Source organism: Pseudomonas marginalis, from assembly GCF_900105325.1.
GTDB classification, from domain to species: domain Bacteria; phylum Pseudomonadota; class Gammaproteobacteria; order Pseudomonadales; family Pseudomonadaceae; genus Aquipseudomonas; species Aquipseudomonas marginalis.
Window position 1 is genome coordinate 3,056,841 of record NZ_FNSU01000003.1, and the last position, 20,894, is coordinate 3,077,734.

Annotated in this window: 17 protein-coding genes and 2 pseudogenes; 12 read left to right on the top strand and 7 right to left on the bottom strand. The window is 60.7% G+C overall.

The window, feature by feature from the left end; translation table 11 throughout:
• The gene (locus BLW22_RS23405) at nt 1-579 is read left to right on the top strand and encodes a cob(I)yrinic acid a,c-diamide adenosyltransferase (protein WP_065925887.1); all 579 of its coding nucleotides are present in this window, start codon (nt 1-3) and stop codon (nt 577-579) included.
• Nucleotides 580-708: 129 nt separating this feature from the next.
• Here BLW22_RS23405 and BLW22_RS23410 read toward each other — a convergent pair whose 3' ends face one another.
• From BLW22_RS23410 to secA, 3 genes are all read right to left on the bottom strand, one after another.
• Nucleotides 709-1,653 (bottom strand): Nudix family hydrolase, encoded by a 945-nt coding sequence (locus BLW22_RS23410; RefSeq protein WP_065925886.1) that lies wholly within the window; start codon nt 1,651-1,653, stop codon nt 709-711.
• A gap of 18 nt (nt 1,654-1,671) precedes the next feature.
• Nucleotides 1,672-2,889 (bottom strand): bifunctional glutamate N-acetyltransferase/amino-acid acetyltransferase ArgJ, encoded by a 1,218-nt coding sequence (gene argJ, locus BLW22_RS23415; protein WP_065925885.1) that lies wholly within the window; start codon nt 2,887-2,889, stop codon nt 1,672-1,674.
• A gap of 123 nt (nt 2,890-3,012) precedes the next feature.
• On the bottom strand, nt 3,013-5,748 hold the full coding sequence (secA, locus tag BLW22_RS23420; RefSeq protein ID WP_027605526.1) for a preprotein translocase subunit SecA: 2,736 nt from the start codon (nt 5,746-5,748) through the stop codon (nt 3,013-3,015).
• Nucleotides 5,749-6,043: 295 nt separating this feature from the next.
• Between secA and BLW22_RS23425 the strand changes: the two genes are divergently transcribed.
• Entirely contained in the window at nt 6,044-6,499 is a 456-nt protein-coding gene (locus BLW22_RS23425; RefSeq protein WP_027605525.1) for a DUF721 domain-containing protein, read from the top strand.
• Nucleotides 6,500-6,503: 4 nt separating this feature from the next.
• Here BLW22_RS23425 and BLW22_RS23430 read toward each other — a convergent pair whose 3' ends face one another.
• Nucleotides 6,504-7,982 carry a helicase HerA-like domain-containing protein gene (locus BLW22_RS23430; RefSeq protein WP_065925936.1) on the bottom strand — a complete coding sequence of 493 codons (1,479 nt, stop codon included), beginning with the start codon at nt 7,980-7,982 and terminating at the stop codon, nt 6,504-6,506.
• A gap of 190 nt (nt 7,983-8,172) precedes the next feature.
• On the opposite strand from BLW22_RS23430, the pseudogene BLW22_RS36060 reads away from it, so the two are divergent.
• The 4 genes and pseudogenes from BLW22_RS36060 to BLW22_RS23445 form a co-directional block, all read left to right on the top strand.
• A pseudogene (locus tag BLW22_RS36060) lies at nt 8,173-9,204 on the top strand (HAMP domain-containing protein); the annotation flags it as partial.
• A gap of 93 nt (nt 9,205-9,297) precedes the next feature.
• On the top strand, nt 9,298-10,062 hold the full coding sequence (locus tag BLW22_RS36065) for a methyl-accepting chemotaxis protein (protein WP_370671262.1): 765 nt from the start codon (nt 9,298-9,300) through the stop codon (nt 10,060-10,062).
• Nucleotides 10,063-10,168: 106 nt separating this feature from the next.
• A complete protein-coding gene (locus tag BLW22_RS23440; RefSeq protein ID WP_074847544.1) occupies nt 10,169-11,290 on the top strand; it encodes an N-acetylglucosaminyl phosphatidylglycerol synthase in 1,122 nt (373 codons plus the stop codon).
• Nucleotides 11,283-12,020: pseudogene (locus BLW22_RS23445) on the top strand (DUF2334 domain-containing protein); the annotation flags it as partial. The gene BLW22_RS23440 and the pseudogene BLW22_RS23445, both read left to right, overlap by 8 nt.
• 8 nt (nt 12,021-12,028) lie before the next feature.
• Here BLW22_RS23445 and BLW22_RS35470 read toward each other — a convergent pair.
• Together BLW22_RS35470 and purU are read right to left on the bottom strand one after the other, a co-directional pair.
• Entirely contained in the window at nt 12,029-12,214 is a 186-nt protein-coding gene (locus BLW22_RS35470) for a hypothetical protein (RefSeq protein ID WP_074847545.1), read from the bottom strand.
• An 88-nt stretch (nt 12,215-12,302) separates the two neighbouring features.
• Complete coding sequence (gene purU / locus BLW22_RS23455; protein WP_015885632.1) at nt 12,303-13,151, bottom strand: formyltetrahydrofolate deformylase; 849 nt, start codon at nt 13,149-13,151, stop codon at nt 12,303-12,305.
• A 349-nt stretch (nt 13,152-13,500) separates the two neighbouring features.
• On the opposite strand from purU, the gene mvaT reads away from it, so the two are divergent.
• Nucleotides 13,501-13,875 carry a histone-like nucleoid-structuring protein MvaT gene (mvaT, locus tag BLW22_RS23460; protein ID WP_003175830.1) on the top strand — a complete coding sequence of 125 codons (375 nt, stop codon included), beginning with the start codon at nt 13,501-13,503 and terminating at the stop codon, nt 13,873-13,875.
• Between the two features lie 89 nt (nt 13,876-13,964).
• Here the strand turns inward: mvaT and sbcB are convergent, their stop codons facing one another.
• On the bottom strand, nt 13,965-15,392 hold the full coding sequence (sbcB, locus tag BLW22_RS23465; protein ID WP_065947887.1) for an exodeoxyribonuclease I: 1,428 nt from the start codon (nt 15,390-15,392) through the stop codon (nt 13,965-13,967).
• A gap of 166 nt (nt 15,393-15,558) precedes the next feature.
• Between sbcB and BLW22_RS23470 the strand changes: the two genes are divergently transcribed.
• From BLW22_RS23470 to BLW22_RS23490, 5 genes are read left to right on the top strand one after another with little or no spacing between them, the layout of a single operon-like run.
• Nucleotides 15,559-16,251: an RDD family protein gene (locus tag BLW22_RS23470; protein WP_065925881.1), complete on the top strand. Its 693-nt coding sequence runs from the start codon at nt 15,559-15,561 to the stop codon at nt 16,249-16,251.
• Entirely contained in the window at nt 16,248-17,228 is a 981-nt protein-coding gene (locus BLW22_RS23475; protein ID WP_074848232.1) for a stage II sporulation protein M, read from the top strand. Before BLW22_RS23470 ends, BLW22_RS23475 begins: the two co-directional genes overlap by 4 nt.
• Nucleotides 17,215-18,735, top strand: a complete 1,521-nt coding sequence (locus BLW22_RS23480; RefSeq protein WP_074847546.1) for a DUF4129 domain-containing protein — start codon at nt 17,215-17,217, stop codon at nt 18,733-18,735. The genes BLW22_RS23475 and BLW22_RS23480 overlap by 14 nt, the downstream gene beginning before the upstream one ends.
• Nucleotides 18,732-19,895, top strand: a complete 1,164-nt coding sequence (locus BLW22_RS23485; protein WP_074847547.1) for a DUF4350 domain-containing protein — start codon at nt 18,732-18,734, stop codon at nt 19,893-19,895. Before BLW22_RS23480 ends, BLW22_RS23485 begins: the two co-directional genes overlap by 4 nt.
• Entirely contained in the window at nt 19,892-20,887 is a 996-nt protein-coding gene (locus BLW22_RS23490) for an AAA family ATPase (protein WP_074847548.1), read from the top strand. The genes BLW22_RS23485 and BLW22_RS23490 overlap by 4 nt, the downstream gene beginning before the upstream one ends.
• The last annotated feature ends 7 nt before the right edge of the window (nt 20,888-20,894 follow it).

Sequence of the window (20,894 nt, forward strand, 5' to 3'; positions counted from 1 at the left end):
ATGGGCTTTCGCCTGTCGAAGATTTACACCCGCACCGGCGATAAAGGCGAAACCGGCCTCGGCGACGGCCGCCGCGTGCCCAAGGACCATCCCCGGGTGGAAGCCATCGGCGAGGTCGATACGCTGAATAGCCAGTTGGGGTTACTGCTGGCGTATCTCGAAGCCCTCGGCGGGCAGCATCCAGGCTTACAGAACGTGATCGAGGTGCTTACGCCTTGCCAGCATCGATTGTTCGATCTGGGTGGGGAGTTGGCAATGCCGGAGTACAAGGCATTGAACGCGGCGGAAGTGGATCGGCTGGAAGCGGCGATCGATCGCTGGAACGAAGAACTCGGGCCCCTGGAGAATTTCATCTTGCCCGGTGGTTCAGCGCTGATTGCCCAGGCCCATGTGTGCCGCAGCCTGGCGCGCAGTGCCGAGCGGCGCTGTCAGCATTTGAATGCGGTCGAGCCGTTGGAAGGGGTGGGGTTGGCGTATATCAATCGGCTGTCGGATTTGCTGTTTGTGGCGGCGCGGGTGATTGCCAAGCGCCAGGGTGTTGCAGAAGTGTTGTGGCAGGCGGCGGCGAAGCCACACTGATGATGATTCGGTGACTGATAGGGCCTCATCGGGGTGTAGCCCCCTCCCACACTTTGATCACATTCCAAAGTTGGAACCCGGTCGAATGTGGGAGGGGGCTTGCTCCCGATAGGGCCCTTCAGAACAGCATCAAACCTCAGGCCAGAACGCCCGAATTCCTGCGACACCTTGAGCGCCGGCTTCCCACGCCTGCTCCCGCTGCGCAGGCTCAACCCCACCCAACAGAAACACCGGTTTGCTGAACCCACGGATCAACTCTGCCGCCTGCTCCCAGCCCAACGGCTGCGCATCGGGATGGGTCTGGGTCGGCTGCACCGGCGACAGCGTGACAAAATCCACGTCCATCAACTCCGCCAACGCCAGTTCTTCCGCGTTATGGCATGACGCCGCCAACCAGCGATCCTTCGGCAACGGCCGGCCCTTGCTCGCATATTTGCGCAGTTGGGCCGAGGTCATATGCCAGCCGGCCGCCGGGAAGTCCCCGAGCCATTCAAACGGTCCCTTGAGCATCAACTGCGCCTTACCGGCGCACAGGCCCACCGCATCTACCGCAAGGTCGCGGTACTTGGGGTCGTAACCGTTGGGCGCCCGCAGCTGGATCAGCTTGATGCCACCGGCAATAGCCTTCTGGATCCCGCGCAAGAGCGTGGGCGTTTCCAGCTCGCCCGGCGTGATCAGGTAGTCGGCCGGCAAGCGCGCAGCCGCCACGATCGGCGCATTGGCCGCCGGGAACTCATAGTGGGGCAGATCGCGCGGGGCCACCCATTCCAGCGGTTGTCCCTCGGCACCGTGGGGCTCGCCGGTAAAGGCCGAGACTTCCCAGACATCCAGCAACACCTGCTTGTCCGGGTAGTCATGTTGCACCTTGATCAGCGGTCGCGCCGTGGTGACCTGGATACCCAGCTCTTCCTGCAACTCACGGGACAGGGCCGTGGCGACCGACTCATCGGCCTCCACCTTGCCACCGGGAAACTCCCACAGGCCGCCCTGATGCTGGGTATCGGCACGGCGCGCCAGCAGGATCCTGCCGTCGACACCGCGGATCACCGCTGCTGCTACATGCACTCGTTTCACCGCGCTTATCCTCTTCTATCAGGTGCGGTATTCCGCATTGATCTTCACGTACTCGTGGGACAGGTCGGTGGTCCAGATGGTTTCGCTGCACTCACCGCGACCGAGCTCGATGCGGATGGTGATTTCTTCCTGCTGCATCACCGCCGAACCCTGGGCTTCGGTGTAGGTCTCGGCACGGGCGCCACGGCTGGCGATGCATACGTCGCCAAGGAACACGTCGATCTTGCTCACGTCCAGGTCCGGCACGCCGGCACGGCCGACGGCAGCCAGAATACGGCCCCAGTTCGGGTCGGAGGCGAACAGCGCGGTCTTGATCAGCGGCGAGTGGGCCACGGTGTAGCCGACATCCAGGCATTCCTGGTGGTTGGCGCCGCCGTTGACTTCAACGGTCACGAACTTGGTCGCGCCTTCACCGTCACGCACGATGGCCTGGGCCACGTCCATGCACACCTCGAACACCGCCTGCTTCAGCGCCGCGAACAGCGGGCCGCTGGCCTCGGTGATTTCCGGCAGGTTGGCCTGGCCGGTGGCGATCAGCATGCAGCAGTCATTGGTGGACGTATCGCCATCAATGGTGATGCGGTTGAACGACTTGTTGGCGCCGTCCAGGATCAGGCTGTGCAGCACATCGCGGGAAACCTTGGCGTCGGTGGCGATATAGCCAAGCATGGTGGCCATGTTCGGGCGAATCATGCCCGCGCCCTTGCTGATACCGGTCACGGTAACCGTCACACCGTCGTGCACGAACTGGCGGCTCGCGCCTTTTGGCAGGGTGTCGGTGGTCATGATGCCGGTGGCGGCTGCCGCCCAGTTATCCACGGACAGGTCGTCCAGCGCGGCTTGCAGGGCGCCTTCGATTTTTTCGACCGGCAACGGCTCACCGATGACGCCGGTGGAGTATGGCAGCACTTGGCTGGCATCCACGCCGGCCAGTTGGGCCAGCTTGGCACAGGTGCGCGCAGCGGCGACCAGCCCCGGCTCGCCGGTACCGGCGTTGGCATTGCCGGTGTTGGTCAGCAGGTAACGAATCGAGCCGGCAACACGCTGCTTGGCCAGGATCACCGGCGCGGCGCAGAAGGCGTTGAGGGTGAACACGCCCGCAACGGTCGAGCCTTCGGCACAGCGCATCACCACCACATCCTTGCGCCCTGGGCGCTTGATGCCGGCCGAAGCGATACCGAGCTCAAAACCGGCAACCGGGTGCAATGTGGGCAAAGGACCAAGACCAACAGCCATGAATGCGCTCCTTAAAAATAGGTGATGTCTGTGCCGTCGTGATCGACGGTGAAATTAATGGCAAAACGCCGCGACGGCAGGGGCCGGTCGCGGCGCGGGGTGTAGCAGCGTCAGGCAAAAATCTTAGTTGATTTCGCCGTGGCAGTGTTTGTACTTCTTGCCCGAACCGCACCAGCACAGTTCGTTGCGGCCCAGCTTCTGCTCGTTACGAACCGGGGTCTGGGCCAGGGCCACATCGACCTCTTCACCCAACACTTCAGGCGCTTCCAGACCGGGTGCCTCGTCGTGCTGGAACTGCATGCGCGCAGCCAGTGCCTCGGCCTCCTGGCGCAGGCGCGCTTCTTCCTCGATCGGGTCTTCGCGACGCACCTGAACGTGGGACAGCACGCGAATCGAATCGCGCTTGATCGAATCCAGCAACTCGGAGAACAGCGTGAACGACTCGCGCTTGTACTCCTGCTTCGGGTTCTTCTGGGCATAGCCACGCAGGTGGATGCCGTGACGCAGGTGATCCATGGTCGACAGGTGGTCTTTCCACAGGTCGTCCAGCACGCGCAGTACGATTTGCTTCTCGAAGGTGCGCAGTGCTTCGGCACTCGCCTGCTCTTCTTTCTCGTTGTACGCGGCCAGCAGCTCGGTCATGAGCTTCTCGCGCAGGGTTTCCTCGTACAGGTGGTCGTCTTCGTCGAGCCATTGCTGGACCGGCAAGTCGACACCGAAGTCGCTCTTCAACGCAGCTTCCAGACCGGCGACATCCCACTGTTCAGGCAGCGATTGTGGCGGGATATGTGCGCTGACAGTGGCGTTGAGCACGTCCTGACGGAAATCGGCGATGGTTTCGCCAATGTTGTCGGCGGCCAGCAACGTGTTACGCATGTGATAGATCACTTTACGCTGTTCGTTGTTGACGTCATCGAACTCGAGCAGTTGCTTACGAATGTCGAAGTTACGGCCTTCTACCTTGCGCTGGGCCTTCTCGATGGCGTTGGTCACCATGCGGTGCTCGATCGCTTCACCGGACTGCATGCCCAGGGCCTTCATGAAGTTCTTCACCCGATCCGAGGCGAAGATGCGCATCAGGCTGTCTTCCAGGGACAGGTAGAAACGGCTGGAACCGGCGTCACCCTGGCGGCCGGCACGACCGCGCAGCTGGTTGTCGATACGACGGGATTCGTGGCGCTCGGATGCGATCACCTGCAAGCCACCGGATTCCAGCACGGCCTGGTGGCGTTTCTGCCAGTCAGCCTTGATCTGGGCGATCTGCTCAGGGGTCGGATCGTCCAGCGAAGCCACTTCCACTTCCCAGTTGCCGCCCAGCAGGATGTCGGTACCACGACCGGCCATGTTGGTGGCGATGGTCAGCGCACCCGGGCGACCGGCCTGGGCGATGATCTCGGCTTCTTTTTCGTGGAACTTGGCGTTGAGGACCTTGTGCTCGATACCTTCCTTGTTGAGCAGGTTGGACACGTGCTCGGAAGTCTCGATGGTGGCGGTACCTACCAGGATCGGACGACCCTGGGCCATGCCGTCCTTGATATCGTTGATGATCGCCGCGTATTTCTCTTCGGCGGTCAGGAACACCAGGTCGTTGAAATCTTTACGGGCCAGCGGCTTGTTCGGCGGGATGACCACCACCGACAGGCCGTAGATCTGGTGGAATTCGAACGCTTCGGTGTCGGCGGTACCGGTCATGCCGGACAGCTTGTTGTACAGGCGGAAGTAGTTCTGGAAGGTGGTGGACGCCAACGTCTGGCTTTCGGCCTGGATGTTGAGCATTTCCTTGGCTTCGATGGCCTGGTGCAGGCCTTCGGACAGACGACGGCCCGGCATGGTACGGCCGGTGTGTTCGTCGACCAGTACGACCTGGCCATCCTGCACGATGTATTCGACGTTGCGATGGAACAGCTTGTGGGCACGCAGGCCGGCATACACGTGGGTCAGCAGGCCCAGGTTATGGGCCGAGTACAGGCTCTCGCCTTCGGCCAGCAGGCCGATCTGGGTCAGCATGTCTTCGACGAACTGGTGACCGGCTTCGTTGAGTTCGACCTGGCGGGTCTTCTCGTCGATGGTGAAGTGACCTTCTTTGGTCACCACGCCTTCCACTTCCTCGATGTGCTGCTCAAGGCGCGGGATCAACTTGTTGATCTCGGTGTAAAGGCGCGAGCTGTCTTCGGCCTGGCCGGAGATGATCAGCGGGGTACGGGCTTCGTCGATGAGGATGGAGTCGACTTCGTCGATCACGGCAAAGTTGAGTTCGCGCTGGAATTTTTCTTCCATGCTGAACGCCATGTTGTCGCGCAGGTAGTCGAAACCGAATTCGTTGTTGGTACCGTAGGTGATGTCGGCGGCGTAGGCGGCGCGCTTCTCTTCCGGCGGCTGGAACGGCGTTACCACGCCTACGGTCAGGCCGAGGAACTCATACAGCGGGCGCATCCAGTTGGCGTCCCGGCGAGCCAGGTAGTCGTTCACCGTCACAACGTGCACGCCCTTGCCGGACAGTGCGTTGAGGTAAACACCCAGGGTCGCTACCAGGGTCTTGCCTTCACCGGTACGCATTTCGGCAATCATGCCTTCATGCAAGGTCATGCCGCCGATCAACTGGACGTCGAAGTGGCGCATGCCCATGACACGCTTACCGGCTTCACGGGCAACCGCAAAGGCTTCGGGAAGCAGCTTGTCGAGGGTTTCACCTTTGGCTATGCGGGCCTTGAACTCTTCGGTCTTGGCGCGCAATTGCTCGTCCGAAAGGGCAACCATCTGCTCTTCGAAGGCATTGACCAGCTGCACCGTCTTGAGCATGCGTTTGACTTCGCGCTCATTCTTGCTTCCAAAAAGTTTCTTTAACAAAGGCGCAAACATATCGGCAGGTTCTTCCACACATAGGGATGGAGGGCGCACCGTGAGTGGCCCGAGCAGCCCTCACGGCCGCATGCGAACGCGCATTCTACCCGGAATCGTGGGTGAGGAAAGTGGCGTTGTTCCCCGAAGGCGGGCAAGGGGCTGTGAGAGGGCTTGTTTAAAATAAGGGCTTTTGCGCGAACTTCAACCCGTGGAGCTCATTGATTTTGTGGATAAAGCCCCGGCAATGCATTGCCCGGGGCCGCGTAGACGCTTTCTGCTAAGATGGCCGCTCTGTTACTTAAGGTGTCCAATCATGGCATTTCGCCCTCTTACAGCCCGCGCGCCCAGCGTGTTGCTTCGCGAAGCCAAGCCGTTGAAAGCCATCTTTGGCCATGCGCAACGCTTGGGCCATTTGCAACGCCTGCTCGAAAGCCAACTTCAACCGGCCGCCCGTGAGCATTGCCACGTGGCGTCCTGGCGTGAAGGCAACCTGTTGCTGATTGTCACAGATGGTCACTGGGCGACCCGCCTGCGCTATCAGCAAAAACGCCTGCAGCGTCAATTGATGGCATTCGATGAGTTCGCCAGCTTGACGCGCATCCAGTTCAAGGTGCAGCCGCCGACCGTGCAGCAAGGCGCGGCGGGCCACACGATGGACTTGTCGGAGACGGCGGCCGAGACGATTCAGGCCACGGCCGACGGCATCAGCGATCCAGGCTTGCGCGCGGCACTTGAGCGGCTGGCCGCCCATGGCAAGCCCAAACCTTGAACCGCTACTTGCGCTTACTGCCGCCCAGCAAAGACCCCAGCAAACCACGCACCAGTTGGCGCCCCATCTGATTGGCGGCCTGCTGCATCGCGGATTTCAGCGCCTTGCCTGCGGTGGTTCCCAGAAACGCCCCGGCCTTGTCAGTGAAACTGGGCTCCTCGTCGGCCTGCCTGGCCTCTTCGGTCGGTCCAAGCGCCTTGCGCGCCATCAACACTTCATAGGCCGACTCGCGATCAATCGGCTTGTCATAGCGCCCCTGCAAGGGCGAACTGGCCACCAATGCAGCGCGTTCAGCCGAACTGAGCGGCCCGATTCGCGATTGCGGCGGCGCGACCAGTACGCGTTGGACGACTTCCGGCGTACCTTTTTCCTGCAAGGTGCCCACCAATGCCTCACCCGTGCCCAGCTCGGTCAACACCGATAACGCATCAAACGCCGGGTTCGGCCGGAACCCGTCTGCAACCGCTCGCAAGGATTTCTGTTCTTTCGTGGTGAACGCCCGCAGGCCATGCTGGATGCGCAAACCCAGTTGCGCCAGCACGGAGTCCGGCAGGTCGCCCGGCGATTGGGTGACGAAATACACCCCCACGCCCTTGGAACGGATCAGCCGCACCACTTGTTCCAAGCGCTCTTGCAAAGCCTTGGGCGTGTCGGCAAACAACAAATGCGCCTCGTCGAAAAACAGCGCGAGCAACGGTTTGTCGGCGTCGCCGCGCTCGGGCAGTTGCTCGAACAATTCCGCCAACAACCACAACAGGAAGGTCGCGTACACCTTCGGCGCTTCATGCACCAGGCGGCTGGCGTCCAGCAGATGGATACGCCCGCGTCCCTCGCGGGTGGGCTGCAAGATGTCTTCAAGCTGCAGGGCCGGCTCGCCAAACAACGCCTCGGCGCCCTGCTGCTCCAATACTGCCAGACGCCGCAACAGCGCCTGGCTGGAGCCGGTGGTCATCAGCGCCGCATCCTCGCCGAGCAACTCCGGGTGATAACGCAGGTGGTTGAGCAGGGCCTTGAGGTCCTTGAGATCCAGCAGCAACAGGCCTTCGCGATCCGCCACCTTGAACGCCGCGTAAAGGGCCGACTGCTGGCTGTCCGTGAGCTCCAGCAAACTGCCGAGCAACAACGGCCCCATTTCGCTGATGGTGGTGCGCAATGGATGACCGGACTGCCCGTGGATATCCCACAGCGTGACGGGATACGCCTTGGCCGTGTAATTAAGGAACGGCATGCCGGCGATGCGCTCTGCGACTTTGCCCTGAGGGTTGGCGGCGGCACCCAGGCCACAGAGGTCACCTTTGATATCTGCGGCAAATACCGCGACGCCCGCATCACTGAACGCTTCGGCCAGACGTTGCAACGTGACCGTCTTGCCTGTGCCCGTGGCGCCGGCGATCAAACCGTGACGGTTGGCCAGGCGCATGGCCTGGGCAATGGGCTGGCCGTCAAGACCGGCACCGATAAGGAGTTGCGTGGAGTCAGGCATTTCGTCACCCATGGTTAATCTTTAATGTCGCCAGGTCGATAAGACAGATGTGAGACCTACAAAGTCTAAAAAACGCTCAGATAGTTCCTACAGGGACCAACGGAAATATCAACCTTTTTTGACGCTACCCTCCCGCGTGTTCCACAAGGACGCGCTTCGGATATTAAGACCTGAGCGGACCCTTCAAGCTATGAATAAAAATCTGCGTTTCAGCCATAAAATCCTGCTTGCAGCCTCCCTTATCGTCATCGCGGCCTTCGCACTGTTCACCCTCTACAACGACTACCTGCAACGCAATGCCATTCGCGACGACCTTAACAATTACCTGCATGAAATGGGCGATGTCACCGCCAGCAACATTCAGACCTGGCTCACCGGGCGCATTGCGCTGGTGGAAAACGCGGCGCAAAACATCGCCATCAACCCTGAGCCTTCGACCGTTGCCAGCTTGCTGGAACAGAAAGCCCTGACGTCGTCCTTCATGGCTACCTACGTGGGCGATAGCAAAGGGGCCTTCACCATCCGCCCCGACACGAAGATGCCAGATGGCTTCGACCCACGCGTTCGGCCTTGGTACAAGGGCGCCCAAAGCAGCAACGGCTCGACGCTGACCGAACCGTATATCGATGCCGCTACGGGGCAGTTGATCATCTCCATCGCCACCCCCAGCGCTAAAGGCGGCCAGAGCATTGGCGTGGTGGGCGGCGACCTGAGCCTGCAAACCCTGGTGGATAACATCGGCGCGCTGAACTTCGGCGGCATGGGCTACGCGTTCCTGGTCAGCGCCGACGGCAAGGTGCTGGTACACCCGGACAAAAGCCTGGTGATGAAAACCCTGGCCGACATGTATCCAAAAAACACGCCGAAGATCAGCGGCGACTTCAGTGAAGTCCAAGCCAATGGCAAGGACAACATCGTGACCTTCACACCAATCAAGGGCCTGCCGTCGGTGAACTGGTACCTGGGCATTTCGGTGGATAAAGACAAATCCTTCGCCATGCTCAGCGAATTTCGCACCTCGGCGGTGATCGCCACGCTCATTGCGGTGGTGATCATCATTGCCTTGTTGGGCATGCTGATTCGCGTGCTGTTGCAACCGCTGCACCTCATGACCCGTGCCATGCAAGACATCGCCGACGGCGAAGGTGACCTGACTCGCCGCCTGGCCATCCAGAATCACGATGAGTTCGGCACCCTGGGCACTGCATTCAACCGCTTCGTGGAGCGGATTCATACGTCCATCCGCGAAGTGTCCTCGGCCACCCAACAGGTGAATGAAGTCGCACTGCGGGTTGTCAGTGCGTCCAACTCGTCGATGGTCAATTCCGACGAACAGGCCAACCGTACCAACAGCGTTGCCGCCGCGATCAACGAACTGGGCGCCGCCGCACAGGAAATCGCGCGTAACGCCGCACAAGCCTCCAACCAGGCCAGTGACGCACGGCAATTGGCCGAAGACGGTCAACAGGTAGTTGAACGCAATATCAAGGCGATGACTCAGCTGTCTGCAATGATCAGTGCCTCAAGCAGCAATATCGAAGCACTTAACAGCAAGACGGTGAATATCGGCCAGATTCTTGAGGTAATCACCAGTATTTCCCAGCAAACCAACCTGCTGGCACTGAATGCCGCCATCGAAGCCGCACGCGCCGGGGAAGCCGGGCGCGGGTTTGCGGTGGTCGCCGATGAAGTGCGCAACCTGGCCCATCGCACCCAGGAGTCGGCACAGCAGGTACAAAAGATGATCGAGGAACTGCAAATCGGTGCCCGTGACTCGGTCAGCACCATGAGCGACAGCCAGCGCCACAGTCATGACAGCGTGGAAATCGCCAACCTGGCCGGCGAACGCTTGAACAGCGTGACCCAGCGCATTGGCGAGATCGACGGCATGAACCAGTCGGTGGCCACCGCGACCGAAGAGCAGACCTCGGTCGTGGAGTCGATCAACATGGACATCACCGAGATCAACACCCTCAATCAGGAAGGCGTGGAAAACCTGCAATCGACGCTGCGCGCCTGCGCCGACCTGGAACAGCAGGCGGCACGGTTGAAACAGCTGGTGGGCAGCTTCCGGATCTGAACTACCGCAGGAGCCGGTCAGGCTCCTGCACTGTTTTCACGATGAACGCCAACCGAACATCTATCCTTAGCTCAGGTCCACGTTAGGAGAGCAATGGATCGGAGGGATGTTCATCGTGCATATCGCTGACATAACCATGTTCTACGCCCCGACAAGCGGCGGCGTGCGCACTTACCTGGACGCCAAGCACCGACGCCTGGGGCTCAAGCCCGGCATTCGCCATAGCCTGTTGATTCCTGGCGCGCAATGGAGCAACCAGGATGGCATCTTCAAGGTACCGGCTCCCGCGCTGCCCTTCGGCAAAGGCTACCGCTTCCCCCTTCGCCTCGCCCCTTGGCGAAATGTCCTGCACGATTTACAGCCCGATCTGATCGAGGTAGGTGATCCCTATCTCACCGCCTGGGCCGCGCTGGATGCCCGGCGCCAGCTGGATGTGCCGGTGATCGGCTTTTACCACTCCGACTTACCGCTACTGGTGAGCAACCGCATGGGGTCTTGGTTTGCCCCGAACGTTGAAGCCTATGTCAGCAAACTCTATGGAAGTTTCGACCGAGTACTGGCGCCCAGCCAGGTAATGGCCGACAAGCTCATGGGGCTCGGCGTGAAGAATGTGTTCGTCCAACCACTGGGCGTCGACCTGCAAACCTTTACCCCTGACGCCCGCGACCCAGGCCTGCGCGCCGAGCTGGGGATCGGCGCAGACACCCGCCTGCTGATCTTTGCGGGGCGCGGTTCCAAGGAAAAAAACCTGCCGATCCTGCTTCGCTGCATGAAACGGCTGGGGGACGGCTATCACTTGGTGCTGGTGGGCTCCGGCATGCCGACCAGCGTGCCGGCCAATGTCACCGTCATCGAGGGGTTTCGCCCGGCACAGCATGTCGCCCGGCTGATGGCCAGTGCCGATGCCTTGCTGCATGGCGGCGACCAGGAAACCTTTGGCCTGGTCATCCTCGAAGCCATGGCTTGCGGCATACCGGTAATCGCGGTGGCGGCTGGCGCGTTCACGGAGATAGTCGACGAACGCTGCGGCCTGCTGTGCGCGCCAAACAATCCAAGGGCGATGGCCGATACGGTGCGCGAGCTGTTCAACCTCGGCAGCAGGCGCCTGGGCGCTCAGGCTCGGCGTCATGTAGAACAACATTACGCCTGGTATACGGTGGTCGACAGCCTGCTCGGCCACTACCACGCGGTACTGGGCAGTCACAAGCCGATGCCTTCCCATGCATGAGCGCTCGGTATTACTGGTGCTGCACGATGTGGCGCCGCACAACTGGGCCGACTATCGGCCCTTTGTCGAAGCCGTCGATGCCCTGGGTGCCGTACCAATCACATGGTTGGTGGTGCCGGACTTCCATCATCGCGACGCCTTGACTGCCCACGGCGATTTTCAACGCCTGCTGGATCGCCGCGTGATCAAGGGCGATGAACTTGCCTTGCACGGTTACTACCATTGCGATGATCAACCGGCACCGCGCACCCCCAAAGACTGGTTCATGCGCCGCCTCTACACCCATGAGGCTGAGTTCTATCAACTGTCTCAAGCCCAGGCTCTTGATCGTCTTCAGGATGGCATTGAAGTATTCCGGCGTCATGACTGGCCGTTGCACGGCTTCGTCGCACCCGCCTGGTTAATGAGCCAGGGCACTCGCGAGGCCCTGCGCCAACTACCGCTGAGCTACACCAGCAGCCCGCAGCATCTGTATCGACTGCCCGATTTCACGCCGATCGACGCCCCGGGCCTGACCTGGAGTGCGCGCAGTGCATGGCGCCGAGGGGTGTCCAGAGTCATCAGCGATCGTCGCGAACAGCGCTGGCACGCCGCCCCGGTGATTCGCCTGGGCGTGCACCCGGTGGACATGCGCCACGCATTCTCTCGCTGCTATTGGCTTGAAACCGTACAACGCCTACTCAACGCAGGGCGAACACCGCTGACCAAGGCTGCCTGGCTGGCTGAACAGGTGGTCGCTCAAGCACCTCGGCCAGGGGAAACGGGCAATTCATCGGCCTCGTGCAATTGCTCCCACAGCTCGGCTGCTCCCGGAAAGTCCGTACCGTCTTCCGGCTCCAGCGCCTCCGGGTCGTAACGACTCAGGCAGCCCTCACCCAACGTAGCAGGCGCCTTGGACGTGGCTTTATCAAGTGGGTCGGTCATGGCCTGGTCCTGAAAAGTGCGGGGAATGAAAAAGGGCCTGCAGCGATTTAACGCCCAGGCCCTTCTTTGTTCAACCAAGACGCTTGAATCAGAATACGACCGTCTTGTTGCCGTGCACCAGCACGCGGTCTTCCAAGTGATAGCGCAGGCCACGGGCCAGCACCATCTTCTCGACATCACGGCCAAACCGCACCATGTCCTCAATGCTGTCACTGTGGCTGACACGCACCACGTCCTGCTCGATGATCGGACCGGCATCAAGCTCTTCAGTGACGTAATGGCAGGTTGCGCCAATCAACTTCACGCCACGCAGGGAAGCCTGGTGGTAAGGCTTGGCCCCCACGAACGAAGGCAGGAAGCTGTGGTGAATGTTGATCACCTTGCCTGCGTATTCGCGGCACAGCTCAGGCGGCAGGATTTGCATGTAGCGCGCCAGCACAACCACGTCGGCCTCATGCTGCTTGACCAGGCGAGAGACCTCGGCGAATGCCGGCTCCTTGTCCTGCGGGTTGACCGGCACATGGTAATAGGGAATGCCATGCCACTCGACCATGCTGCGCAGGTCGTCATGGTTGGAGATCACGCACGCGATCTCGCAGTCCAGCTCGTCGCTGTGCCAGCGGTGCAGCAAGTCGGCCAGGCAGTGGGATTCGCGGCTGGCCATCAACACCACGCGCTTTTTCTGCTCGGTGTCGGTGATGTGCCAGGTCATCGAAAACTCTTCTGCGATGGGCGCAAATGCCTCGCGGAACGCTTCAAGACCAAAGGGCAGCGTGTCGGCACGGATTTCGTGACGCATGAAGAACCAACCGCTGAGGTTGTCCGAGTGATGGCTCGCCTCGGTGATCCAGCCGTTGTGGGAGGCCAGAAAGTTACTGACTTTGGCAACGATGCCGACCCGGTCCGGGCAAGCAATCACCAGCCGAAAAGTGCGCATTAGGGGGGAACTCCAGAACTTCGCAAAGGCCGCCATTCTAGCGATTGTGCAGAAAAACTGCAGTATTCGATGAGCCTTATTCTGATCCGTTGCCCTGGCCACGTCCCTTAATAGCGCATGGTTTTACCATCGCTATATGAATGAACAGCGCACGCTGCAGCAATTATGCAAATTTCAAGGAGATTATTTTCGGGGTAGCCCCCTACTAATTAACTCGATTGCATAGCGTCTTCACAAACATTCAAAGTAATTCACCTGAATACGCGCTTAAATGTTTACTTGGGGAAACCGCCTGACTATTATTGGACCACTATCCCTGTCAATCAGCGTTCTACATAAGGTAGTCCACATGTCTCTGATCAACGAATACCGTGCCACCGAAGAAGCTATCAAAGAGCTGCAAGCTCGTTTGAAGAACCTGTCCCAAGATGACAAACTGAAAACCGAGCTGGAATTCGAAGGCAAACTGCGCACCCTCATGGGTGAATACTCCAAATCCCTGCGTGACATCATCGCGCTGCTGGATCCAGAGTCGAAAGTTAAAGCACCCCGTGGCGCCGTGAAAACTACCGGTACCAAGCGTGCTCGCAAGGTCAAGCAATACAAGAACCCGCACAACGGCGAAGTGATTGAAACCAAAGGCGGTAACCACAAAACCCTGAAAGAGTGGAAAGCCAAGTGGGGCGGTGACGTGGTTGAAGGCTGGGCTACCCTGCTGGGCTAAGCCTCACCCGGTCTGCGCTTGATACGCGACCCATTAAAAACGCCAGCTTGCTGGCGTTTTTTATTGACCGTCTTTTCTACAAACCGCTATTACCGATTCACACGAGCGGCTAAAGAGTCAGCATATCTCTGCCATTGCTCCAGCACCTGCTGCTGAAACGGCGTCGCACTAACGGCCAACTCCTGCCGAGCGTGATTAAATGCCTCCAAGGTATTCGGCGCACCGAATTCAGGATTTGCCAAACGTTGCTGACAGAAAAGTTTCCAGCGTTGTAGCTCCTCGCTGTTCAGCGTATCGGGGAAGTTACGCGCCCGGTAGCGAAACAATAATTCAGGCAAACGGTGATCATCAAAAGGCCACTGCTGGCTGGCTAATTGCGCAGGCTCAGCCGCCCGGACTTGCTCGCATAAGCGTCGATCACGATCCCCGATAAAACCCTCGTAAAGCTGCTGTTCCGGGTCTGAACTCGGTGCAAAATCTTCCTCGGCGTAAATGACTGCCAACTTATCGCGCCAAAGTGCCTGTGCGTCAGTTAGCCGCAGCGCCCGCGCCTGGCAAATATCCATATCCAATTGCAGGCGTTCACGATCCTCGGCCCGCAGTACGTTCAAGGGCGCGACCACGGGGCAACGGTTGATATGCACCAACTTGAGCGGCACCGGCAGCTCGCCCTCGGCAAGGTCCTCACGACGGGTGTACAGGCGTTGGCGCAAGGCAGCGGCATCCAGGTCCAGCAGCCCCTGGGGATCGAGCCCAAGGTCGCAGACAATCAGCGCATTGCGGTTGCGCGGGTGCCAGGCCAGGGGCAGCACGACCCCCAGGTAATGACGCTCGGCAGAAAAACGTCCGGAGATATGCACCATGGGTTGCAGCAAGCGCACCTGGTCCATCACCCGTTGCTTGCTGCGCAGTTGAAACAGCCAGTCGTACAGCTTGGGCTGCTTCTCGCGCACCAGGCGAGCCAGGGCGATGGTGGCACGCACGTCGGATAACGCATCGTGGGCCTGGCCGTGGTCAATCCCGTTGGCGGCGGTCAGGCGCTCAAGCTTGAGGGTCACGCGCCCGTCCTGCTGGGGCCACTCGATGCCTTCCGGGCGCAGGGCGTAGGCAGTGCGAACCACGTCGATCAGGTCCCAGCGGCTGTTACCGCCCTGCCACTCCCGCGCGTAGGGGTCGAAAAAATTGCGATACAGGCTGTAGCGCGTCATTTCGTCGTCAAACCGCAAGGTGTTGTAACCTGCGCCGCACGTCCCCGGGGCCGCCAGTTCGGCATGTACACGGGTCATGAAATCGGCCTCGGCCAGGCCTTTTTCCGCCAGTGTTACAGGGGTGATGCCGGTAATGGCACAGGCGGCGGGATGGGGCAGGATGTCGTCGCTGGGCTTGCAGTAAAGATTGACCGGCGGGCCGACCTCGTTGAGATCGAGGTCCGTACGAATGCCGGCAACCTGCAGTGGGCGATCGCTGCGCGGGTTGATGCCGGTGGTTTCATAGTCGTACCAGAAAATGGAGGTCACGGGCTATTCCTGTGCTGAAGATCGACGAAGTCTAGGCGTTCAGCCGTGTTTGGGGCCAGCACCAATTCTACTGTACAAACATCCAGCAAAACCTTGAGTAGTTGCTTCCATCACCGACACTGTTAGCATCCGTGTCTCCAGCCGCTCTGCACTGCCAAGGATCGCGATGCCATCAGCCCCATTGGACACCCTCTACCAGATCGAGACCCCGGAGGGCATCGACCTGCCGCTGCGCCCAGCCGGCCTGGTGCCACGGGCGCTGGCATTTGCCTTCGACCTCGGCGCACGTGCAGTGATCATGGGCGTGCTGCTGGTGCCATTGGCGTTGCTCGGCAATATAGGTGTTGGCCTGGGGTCGCTTCTGCTGTTCCTGGTCAGTTGGTGGTACATGGTGCTGTTCGAGGTACTCAACCAGGGCTGCTCACCGGGCAAACAGGTCATGGGCTTGCGGGTCGTGCAGGACGACGGTACCCCCATAGGCTGGTCGGCGTCGCTGATCCGCAACCTCCTGCGGTTTGTCGACATGCTGCCTTTCGGCTACTTTCTCGGCGCAATCAGTTGCCTGCAACATCCTCATTTCAAACGCCTTGGCGACCTGGCCGCTGGCACCTTGGTGGTCTACCGCGAACAGCCTCTGGCACGTCCCCAGGTGCCCCAAGCTGCAGCCCTGCGCTTGCCGTTTGCCCTGGACCTGAGTGAACAGCGAGCGATTCTTGGCTTCGCCGAACGCCAGGGCGAACTGTCCCCTGAACGGGTACACGAACTCGCCTCGATCCTCGCGACGCCGCTGCAGGTGTCCCCGGCCCGCGCCGTGGAGCAACTCAACGGTGTGGCCCGCGGCCTGCTGGGGCCGACATGAAGCAGAGTCTTTTCGAAAGCCGTTACCAACACCAATGGCAAGCTTTTGCCGAACAACTGAAGCAGTTGGAACACGGCAAGGCCAAGGCCAGAGATATGGCCGATTTCCCTCATCAATACCGGCGTCTATGCCAGCTCCTGGCCCTCGCCCAGGAGCGCGGCTACAGCAGTTACCTGGTGGATCCCCTGCAACAACTGGCATTGCGCGGCCATCAACAACTGTATCGCCACCGCAGCCAATTGGCCGCGAACGTGCTGAGTTTCGTCCTGGCCGATTTTCCGCGTCTGGTGCGAGAACAGTGGCGTTTCGTGTTGATTGCCAGCCTGCTGTTCTTTGGCAGCCTGCTGGGCATTGCCCTGCTGGTCTACCTGTTCCCCGACCTGATCTACAGCATTGTCAGCCCCCAGCAGGTGGCAGAGATGCAGGGCATGTATGACCCCGAGGCCAGCCGGCTGGGGCGCGCCGCCGAACGTGCATCGAGCGAAGACTGGATGATGTTTGGCTACTACGTCATGCACAACATCGGTATCGCCTTTCAGACATTTGCCGCCGGCTTGCTGTTCGGCCTGGGCAGTGTGTTTTTCCTGATATTCAACGGGCTGATCATCGGCGCGGTTTCCGGGCACCTGACCGAAATCGGCTATGGGCAGACCTTCTGGTCATTTGTCATCGGCCATGGGGCCTTTGAGTTGACGGCCATAGCACTCGCCGGTGCCGCAGGCTTGCAACTGGGCTGGGCGTTGATCGCCCCGGGGCAACTGACCCGTGGCGAATCCCTGCGGCTCGCAGCGCGCAAGAGTGTGAAATTGCTGTGCGGTGTCATGGTGTTCCTGCTGATCGCAGCATTTATCGAGGCCTACTGGTCTTCCACCACCCAGATCGCCCCTTGGATCAAATACCTGGTGGGTGCTGCACTCTGGCTGCTGGTGGCGGCTTACCTGACCCTTGCCGGACGGACTCGCCATGCGCCTGAGTAATGCCAGCGTGGCGATTCGCCCGCGTACCGCATGGGAGGCCATGGACCTTGGGGTATTAATGGCCCGGGAACATCGCCTGCTATTGATGAGCAGTTGGGCGCTGGTGACCCTGCCGGTTTTTGCCCTGCTTACCGCGTTGCTATGGAAATACCCGTCCACAGCCATGTTCCTGTTCTGGTGGCTCAAACCGGCGTTCGACCGCTTGCCTTTATATATCCTCTCCAAAGCCCTGTTCGGCGAAACACCCAGCCTTAAGCAGGCCGTGCGCGAATGGCCAAGACTGCTTAACCACCAACTGCTGGCCAGCCTGACCTGGCGCCGACTTAGCCTCAGCCGCAGTTTTGTAATGCCGGTCAGCCAGCTCGAAGGCCTGGACGGCCAGGCGCGCCAGAAACGCCTGGGCGTGCTGCTGCAGCGCAATGCAGGAGCCGCGCGCTGGTTGACCACCGTTGGGGTGCACCTGGAAATCGGCCTGTGGTTCGGCTGCATGGCGCTGTTCTATCTATTCATTCCGCAACAGCTTGAACTGGATTGGGATTGGCAACGGCTGGCGCTGGCGACGGGCTCCGAGGGGGTCTGGCTGGAACACTTGAGCAACGCCTTCTACGCCTTGATCCTGGTGTTTTGGGAGCCCATCTATGTTGCCTGTGGTTTCAGCCTTTATCTCAATCGCCGCACCCTGCTGGAGGCGTGGGACCTGGAGCTGGTATTCCGCCGCCTGCGCCAGCGTCTGAGCAGTGTGGCGCCACTGTTAGTGCTGGTGATCGGGCTGACCTTGCTGCCATTCAACCTGCCCGCCATGGCGGATGACGCCAAGCCACTGCCTCCCCAAAGCGCAAGCCAGTCCATCAAGTCGCTGCTGGACAAGCCGCCCTTCAAAAATCCGGAAACCGTCAAACGCTATCGCTTTGGCGAAGAAAAGCCCGTCGTTAAAAACAAGGCACACAGTGACGGCAAACTTCCGGCGTGGCTGCAGGCGCTGCTGGACAACCTCAACAGCAACACGTTCAAGCCTGTCGCCCAAGGCCTGGAAGTGCTGTTATGGAGCCTGCTGATCGGTGGCGTGGCCCTGCTGGCCTGGCGTTATCGGGACTGGTTGCACACCTTTGTCAGCCTGCGCGGGGCACGTACACCCAAAGCAGCGAAACCACCACCCGCGCAATTGTTCGGCCTGGAACTGGGCGCCGAGACCCTGCCCGAGGATATCGCCAGCGCCGCCGAGCAACTCTGGTCTACCCAGCCACGGGAGGCCCTCGGCCTTTTGTATCGTGGCCTGCTGAGCAGGTTGCTGCATGACTTCAACCTTCCCCTTAAAAGTGCTGACACCGAAGGCCAGATCCTGCAACGGGTTCACCAATTGCAGCAGCCGCAGTTGCTGGCCTTCAGTGATGAATTGACGCGGCACTGGCAAAACCTCGCCTATGGCCATCACCTGCCCCCGGTCTCAGTCCAGCAGACATTGTGCAACGATTGGCGTGCCCTGTTCAGTGCGGGAGGCGTCCGATGAACCGGCCATTACTGTGGGTGGGGCTGCTGTTGGCGTGCCTGCTTGGAGCGGGCGGTTTTTACGCATGGAGCAAAGCGATCCCCTATGAAGAAGTGGTGGACCGCGGCCCCTCCCCGGAAGCCCAGGCCAATCCTTACCTGGCAGCCGAACACTTTCTGCGCCTGCAAGGCCTGGCCGTGGAGCGCGCCAATGGCCTGGAACGCCTGGCGAGCCTGCCCGCCAAGGGCAACAGCCTGCTGTTGCTGGGCGAACGCGGCAACATGTCGCCACGCCAGGCAGGGCAACTCCTGGACTGGGCCAGGTCCGGCGGCCATCTACTGGTAGTCGCCGAGGCCCTGTGGGACGACGAAACCGGCAAGAGCGGCGACCTGCTGCTCGATCGCCTGCCTATCCACCAAGTCCTCAGCGATGAACCCGACGCCCCCGCCTCGGCCCCGACCCGCAAAAATAAAGCACCGGACCTGACCAAACTGTATGTCGACAACGACACAGCCCCGGTCTATTTCAGTTTCGACACCGACTTCAATCTCATCGACCCCAAGCACCTGGCACAATTTTCAGCCAATAGCGCGCGGTCGAGCCACTTGATGCAACTCGACCTCGGGCAAGGCCGCGTAACGGTGATCACCGACAGCGAGCTGTGGAAAACGCCGGACATTGGCAAACACGACAATGCCTGGCTGCTGTGGCATCTGACCCAGGGCACTGCCGTAACCTTGTTGTTCAACGGCGACGTAGATGACCTGTTCACCCTGCTGCTGCGTTATTTCCCCCAGGCGTTGGTGGCGCTCATTGCCCTGATTGCCCTGGCACTCTGGCAGGCAGGTATGCGCCAGGGCCCAATCCAGGCGCCCGCCCCCAAGGCACGCCGGCAATTGCAGGAGCATCTGAAAGCCAGCGCCGACTTCCTGCTGCGTCGCAGCGGCCAAGGCACACTGTTGCAGGCCTTGCAGCGCGACATCCTGCGCGCCGCACGGCGGCGTCATCCTGGCTTTGAACATCTCGACAATACGGAACAGGGGCGAGTACTTGCCCACCTGACGCGCCAACCCTCCCACGTCATCAGCCAGGCCCTCGGCCCACTCCCGACGAAACGGCTTTCCAGTGCCGATTTCAGCCGGCAGGTGGCGTGCCTGCAAACCCTCAGGAATGCCCTATGAGCGAATTTCCCAGCGCTAACACCCTGCCCGGCGACCCTCTGCAACGCGCCTGCCAGCAGGCCCAGGCCCTGCGCATTGAACTGCGCAAGGCGGTGATCGGGCAGGATCAGGTAATCGATGATGTACTCACCGCGCTGATCGCCGGCGGCCACGTATTGCTCGAGGGTGTCCCCGGGCTGGGCAAGACCTTGCTGGTACGTGCCCTGGCCCGTTGCTTTGACGGCGAATTCGCGCGGATCCAGTTCACCCCGGACCTGATGCCGAGCGATGTCACCGGCCACGCGGTGTACGACCTGCACACCGAACAGTTCAAGCTGCGCAAGGGGCCCGTATTCACCCACTTGTTGCTGGCCGACGAAATCAACCGCGCTCCGGCCAAGACCCAGGCAGCCCTGCTCGAAGCCATGCAGGAACGGCAAGTCACCCTCGAAGGCGAGGCGCTGCCCATTGGCCAGCCGTTCATGGTACTTGCCACGCAAAATCCCATCGAACAGGAAGGCACCTACCCCCTGCCGGAAGCCGAACTGGACCGTTTCATGCTCAAGGTACGCATGGACTACCCCGATGCGCAGCAGGAACTGGATATGGTGCGCGAAGTGACACGCTCATCACGAGCCGACATGCTGGACGTGCAACCGTTGCGCACCGTGCTGGAGGCCGAGGACGTGCTGCAGCTGCAACGGATCGCCAGTGAACTGCCCCTGGATGAACACGTGCTCGACTATGCCGTGCGCCTGGCGCGAGCAACCCGCAGTTGGCCGGGACTGGCCATAGGCGCCGGCCCGCGAGCCTCCATCGCCCTGGTACGCGGCGCCCGCGCACGGGCCTTGTTACGCGCAGGCGAGTTCGTCACACCGGATGACATCAAGGACTGTGCCCTGGCGGTACTGCGTCATCGGGTACGCCTTGCGCCAGAACTGGATATAGACGGGCTGGAGGTCGACCAGGTGCTCAAGCAGCTGCTGGACCAGATTCCGGCCCCCCGGCAATGACCCGTCC

Bases quoted from the DNA above. Each gene is read 5' to 3' on its own strand.
- BLW22_RS23425 (WP_027605525.1), top strand. From the start codon at position 6,044: ATGGCATTTCGCCCTCTTACAGCCCGCGCGCCCAGCGTGTTGCTTCGC.
- mvaT (WP_003175830.1), top strand. From the start codon at position 13,501: ATGTCTCTGATCAACGAATACCGTGCCACCGAAGAAGCTATCAAAGAG.
- BLW22_RS23475 (WP_074848232.1), top strand. From the start codon at position 16,248: ATGAAGCAGAGTCTTTTCGAAAGCCGTTACCAACACCAATGGCAAGCT.
- BLW22_RS23430 (WP_065925936.1), bottom strand. From the start codon at position 7,982: ATGCCTGACTCCACGCAACTCCTTATCGGTGCCGGTCTTGACGGCCAG.
- argJ (WP_065925885.1), bottom strand. From the start codon at position 2,889: ATGGCTGTTGGTCTTGGTCCTTTGCCCACATTGCACCCGGTTGCCGGT.
- BLW22_RS23440 (WP_074847544.1), top strand. From the start codon at position 10,169: ATGTTCATCGTGCATATCGCTGACATAACCATGTTCTACGCCCCGACA.
- secA (WP_027605526.1), bottom strand. From the start codon at position 5,748: ATGTTTGCGCCTTTGTTAAAGAAACTTTTTGGAAGCAAGAATGAGCGC.
- BLW22_RS35470 (WP_074847545.1), bottom strand. From the start codon at position 12,214: ATGACCGACCCACTTGATAAAGCCACGTCCAAGGCGCCTGCTACGTTG.
- BLW22_RS23405 (WP_065925887.1), top strand. From the start codon at position 1: ATGGGCTTTCGCCTGTCGAAGATTTACACCCGCACCGGCGATAAAGGC.
- BLW22_RS23480 (WP_074847546.1), top strand. From the start codon at position 17,215: ATGCGCCTGAGTAATGCCAGCGTGGCGATTCGCCCGCGTACCGCATGG.
- BLW22_RS23485 (WP_074847547.1), top strand. From the start codon at position 18,732: ATGAACCGGCCATTACTGTGGGTGGGGCTGCTGTTGGCGTGCCTGCTT.
- BLW22_RS36065 (WP_370671262.1), top strand. From the start codon at position 9,298: ATGGTCAATTCCGACGAACAGGCCAACCGTACCAACAGCGTTGCCGCC.
- purU (WP_015885632.1), bottom strand. From the start codon at position 13,151: ATGCGCACTTTTCGGCTGGTGATTGCTTGCCCGGACCGGGTCGGCATC.
- BLW22_RS23470 (WP_065925881.1), top strand. From the start codon at position 15,559: ATGCCATCAGCCCCATTGGACACCCTCTACCAGATCGAGACCCCGGAG.
- BLW22_RS23490 (WP_074847548.1), top strand. From the start codon at position 19,892: ATGAGCGAATTTCCCAGCGCTAACACCCTGCCCGGCGACCCTCTGCAA.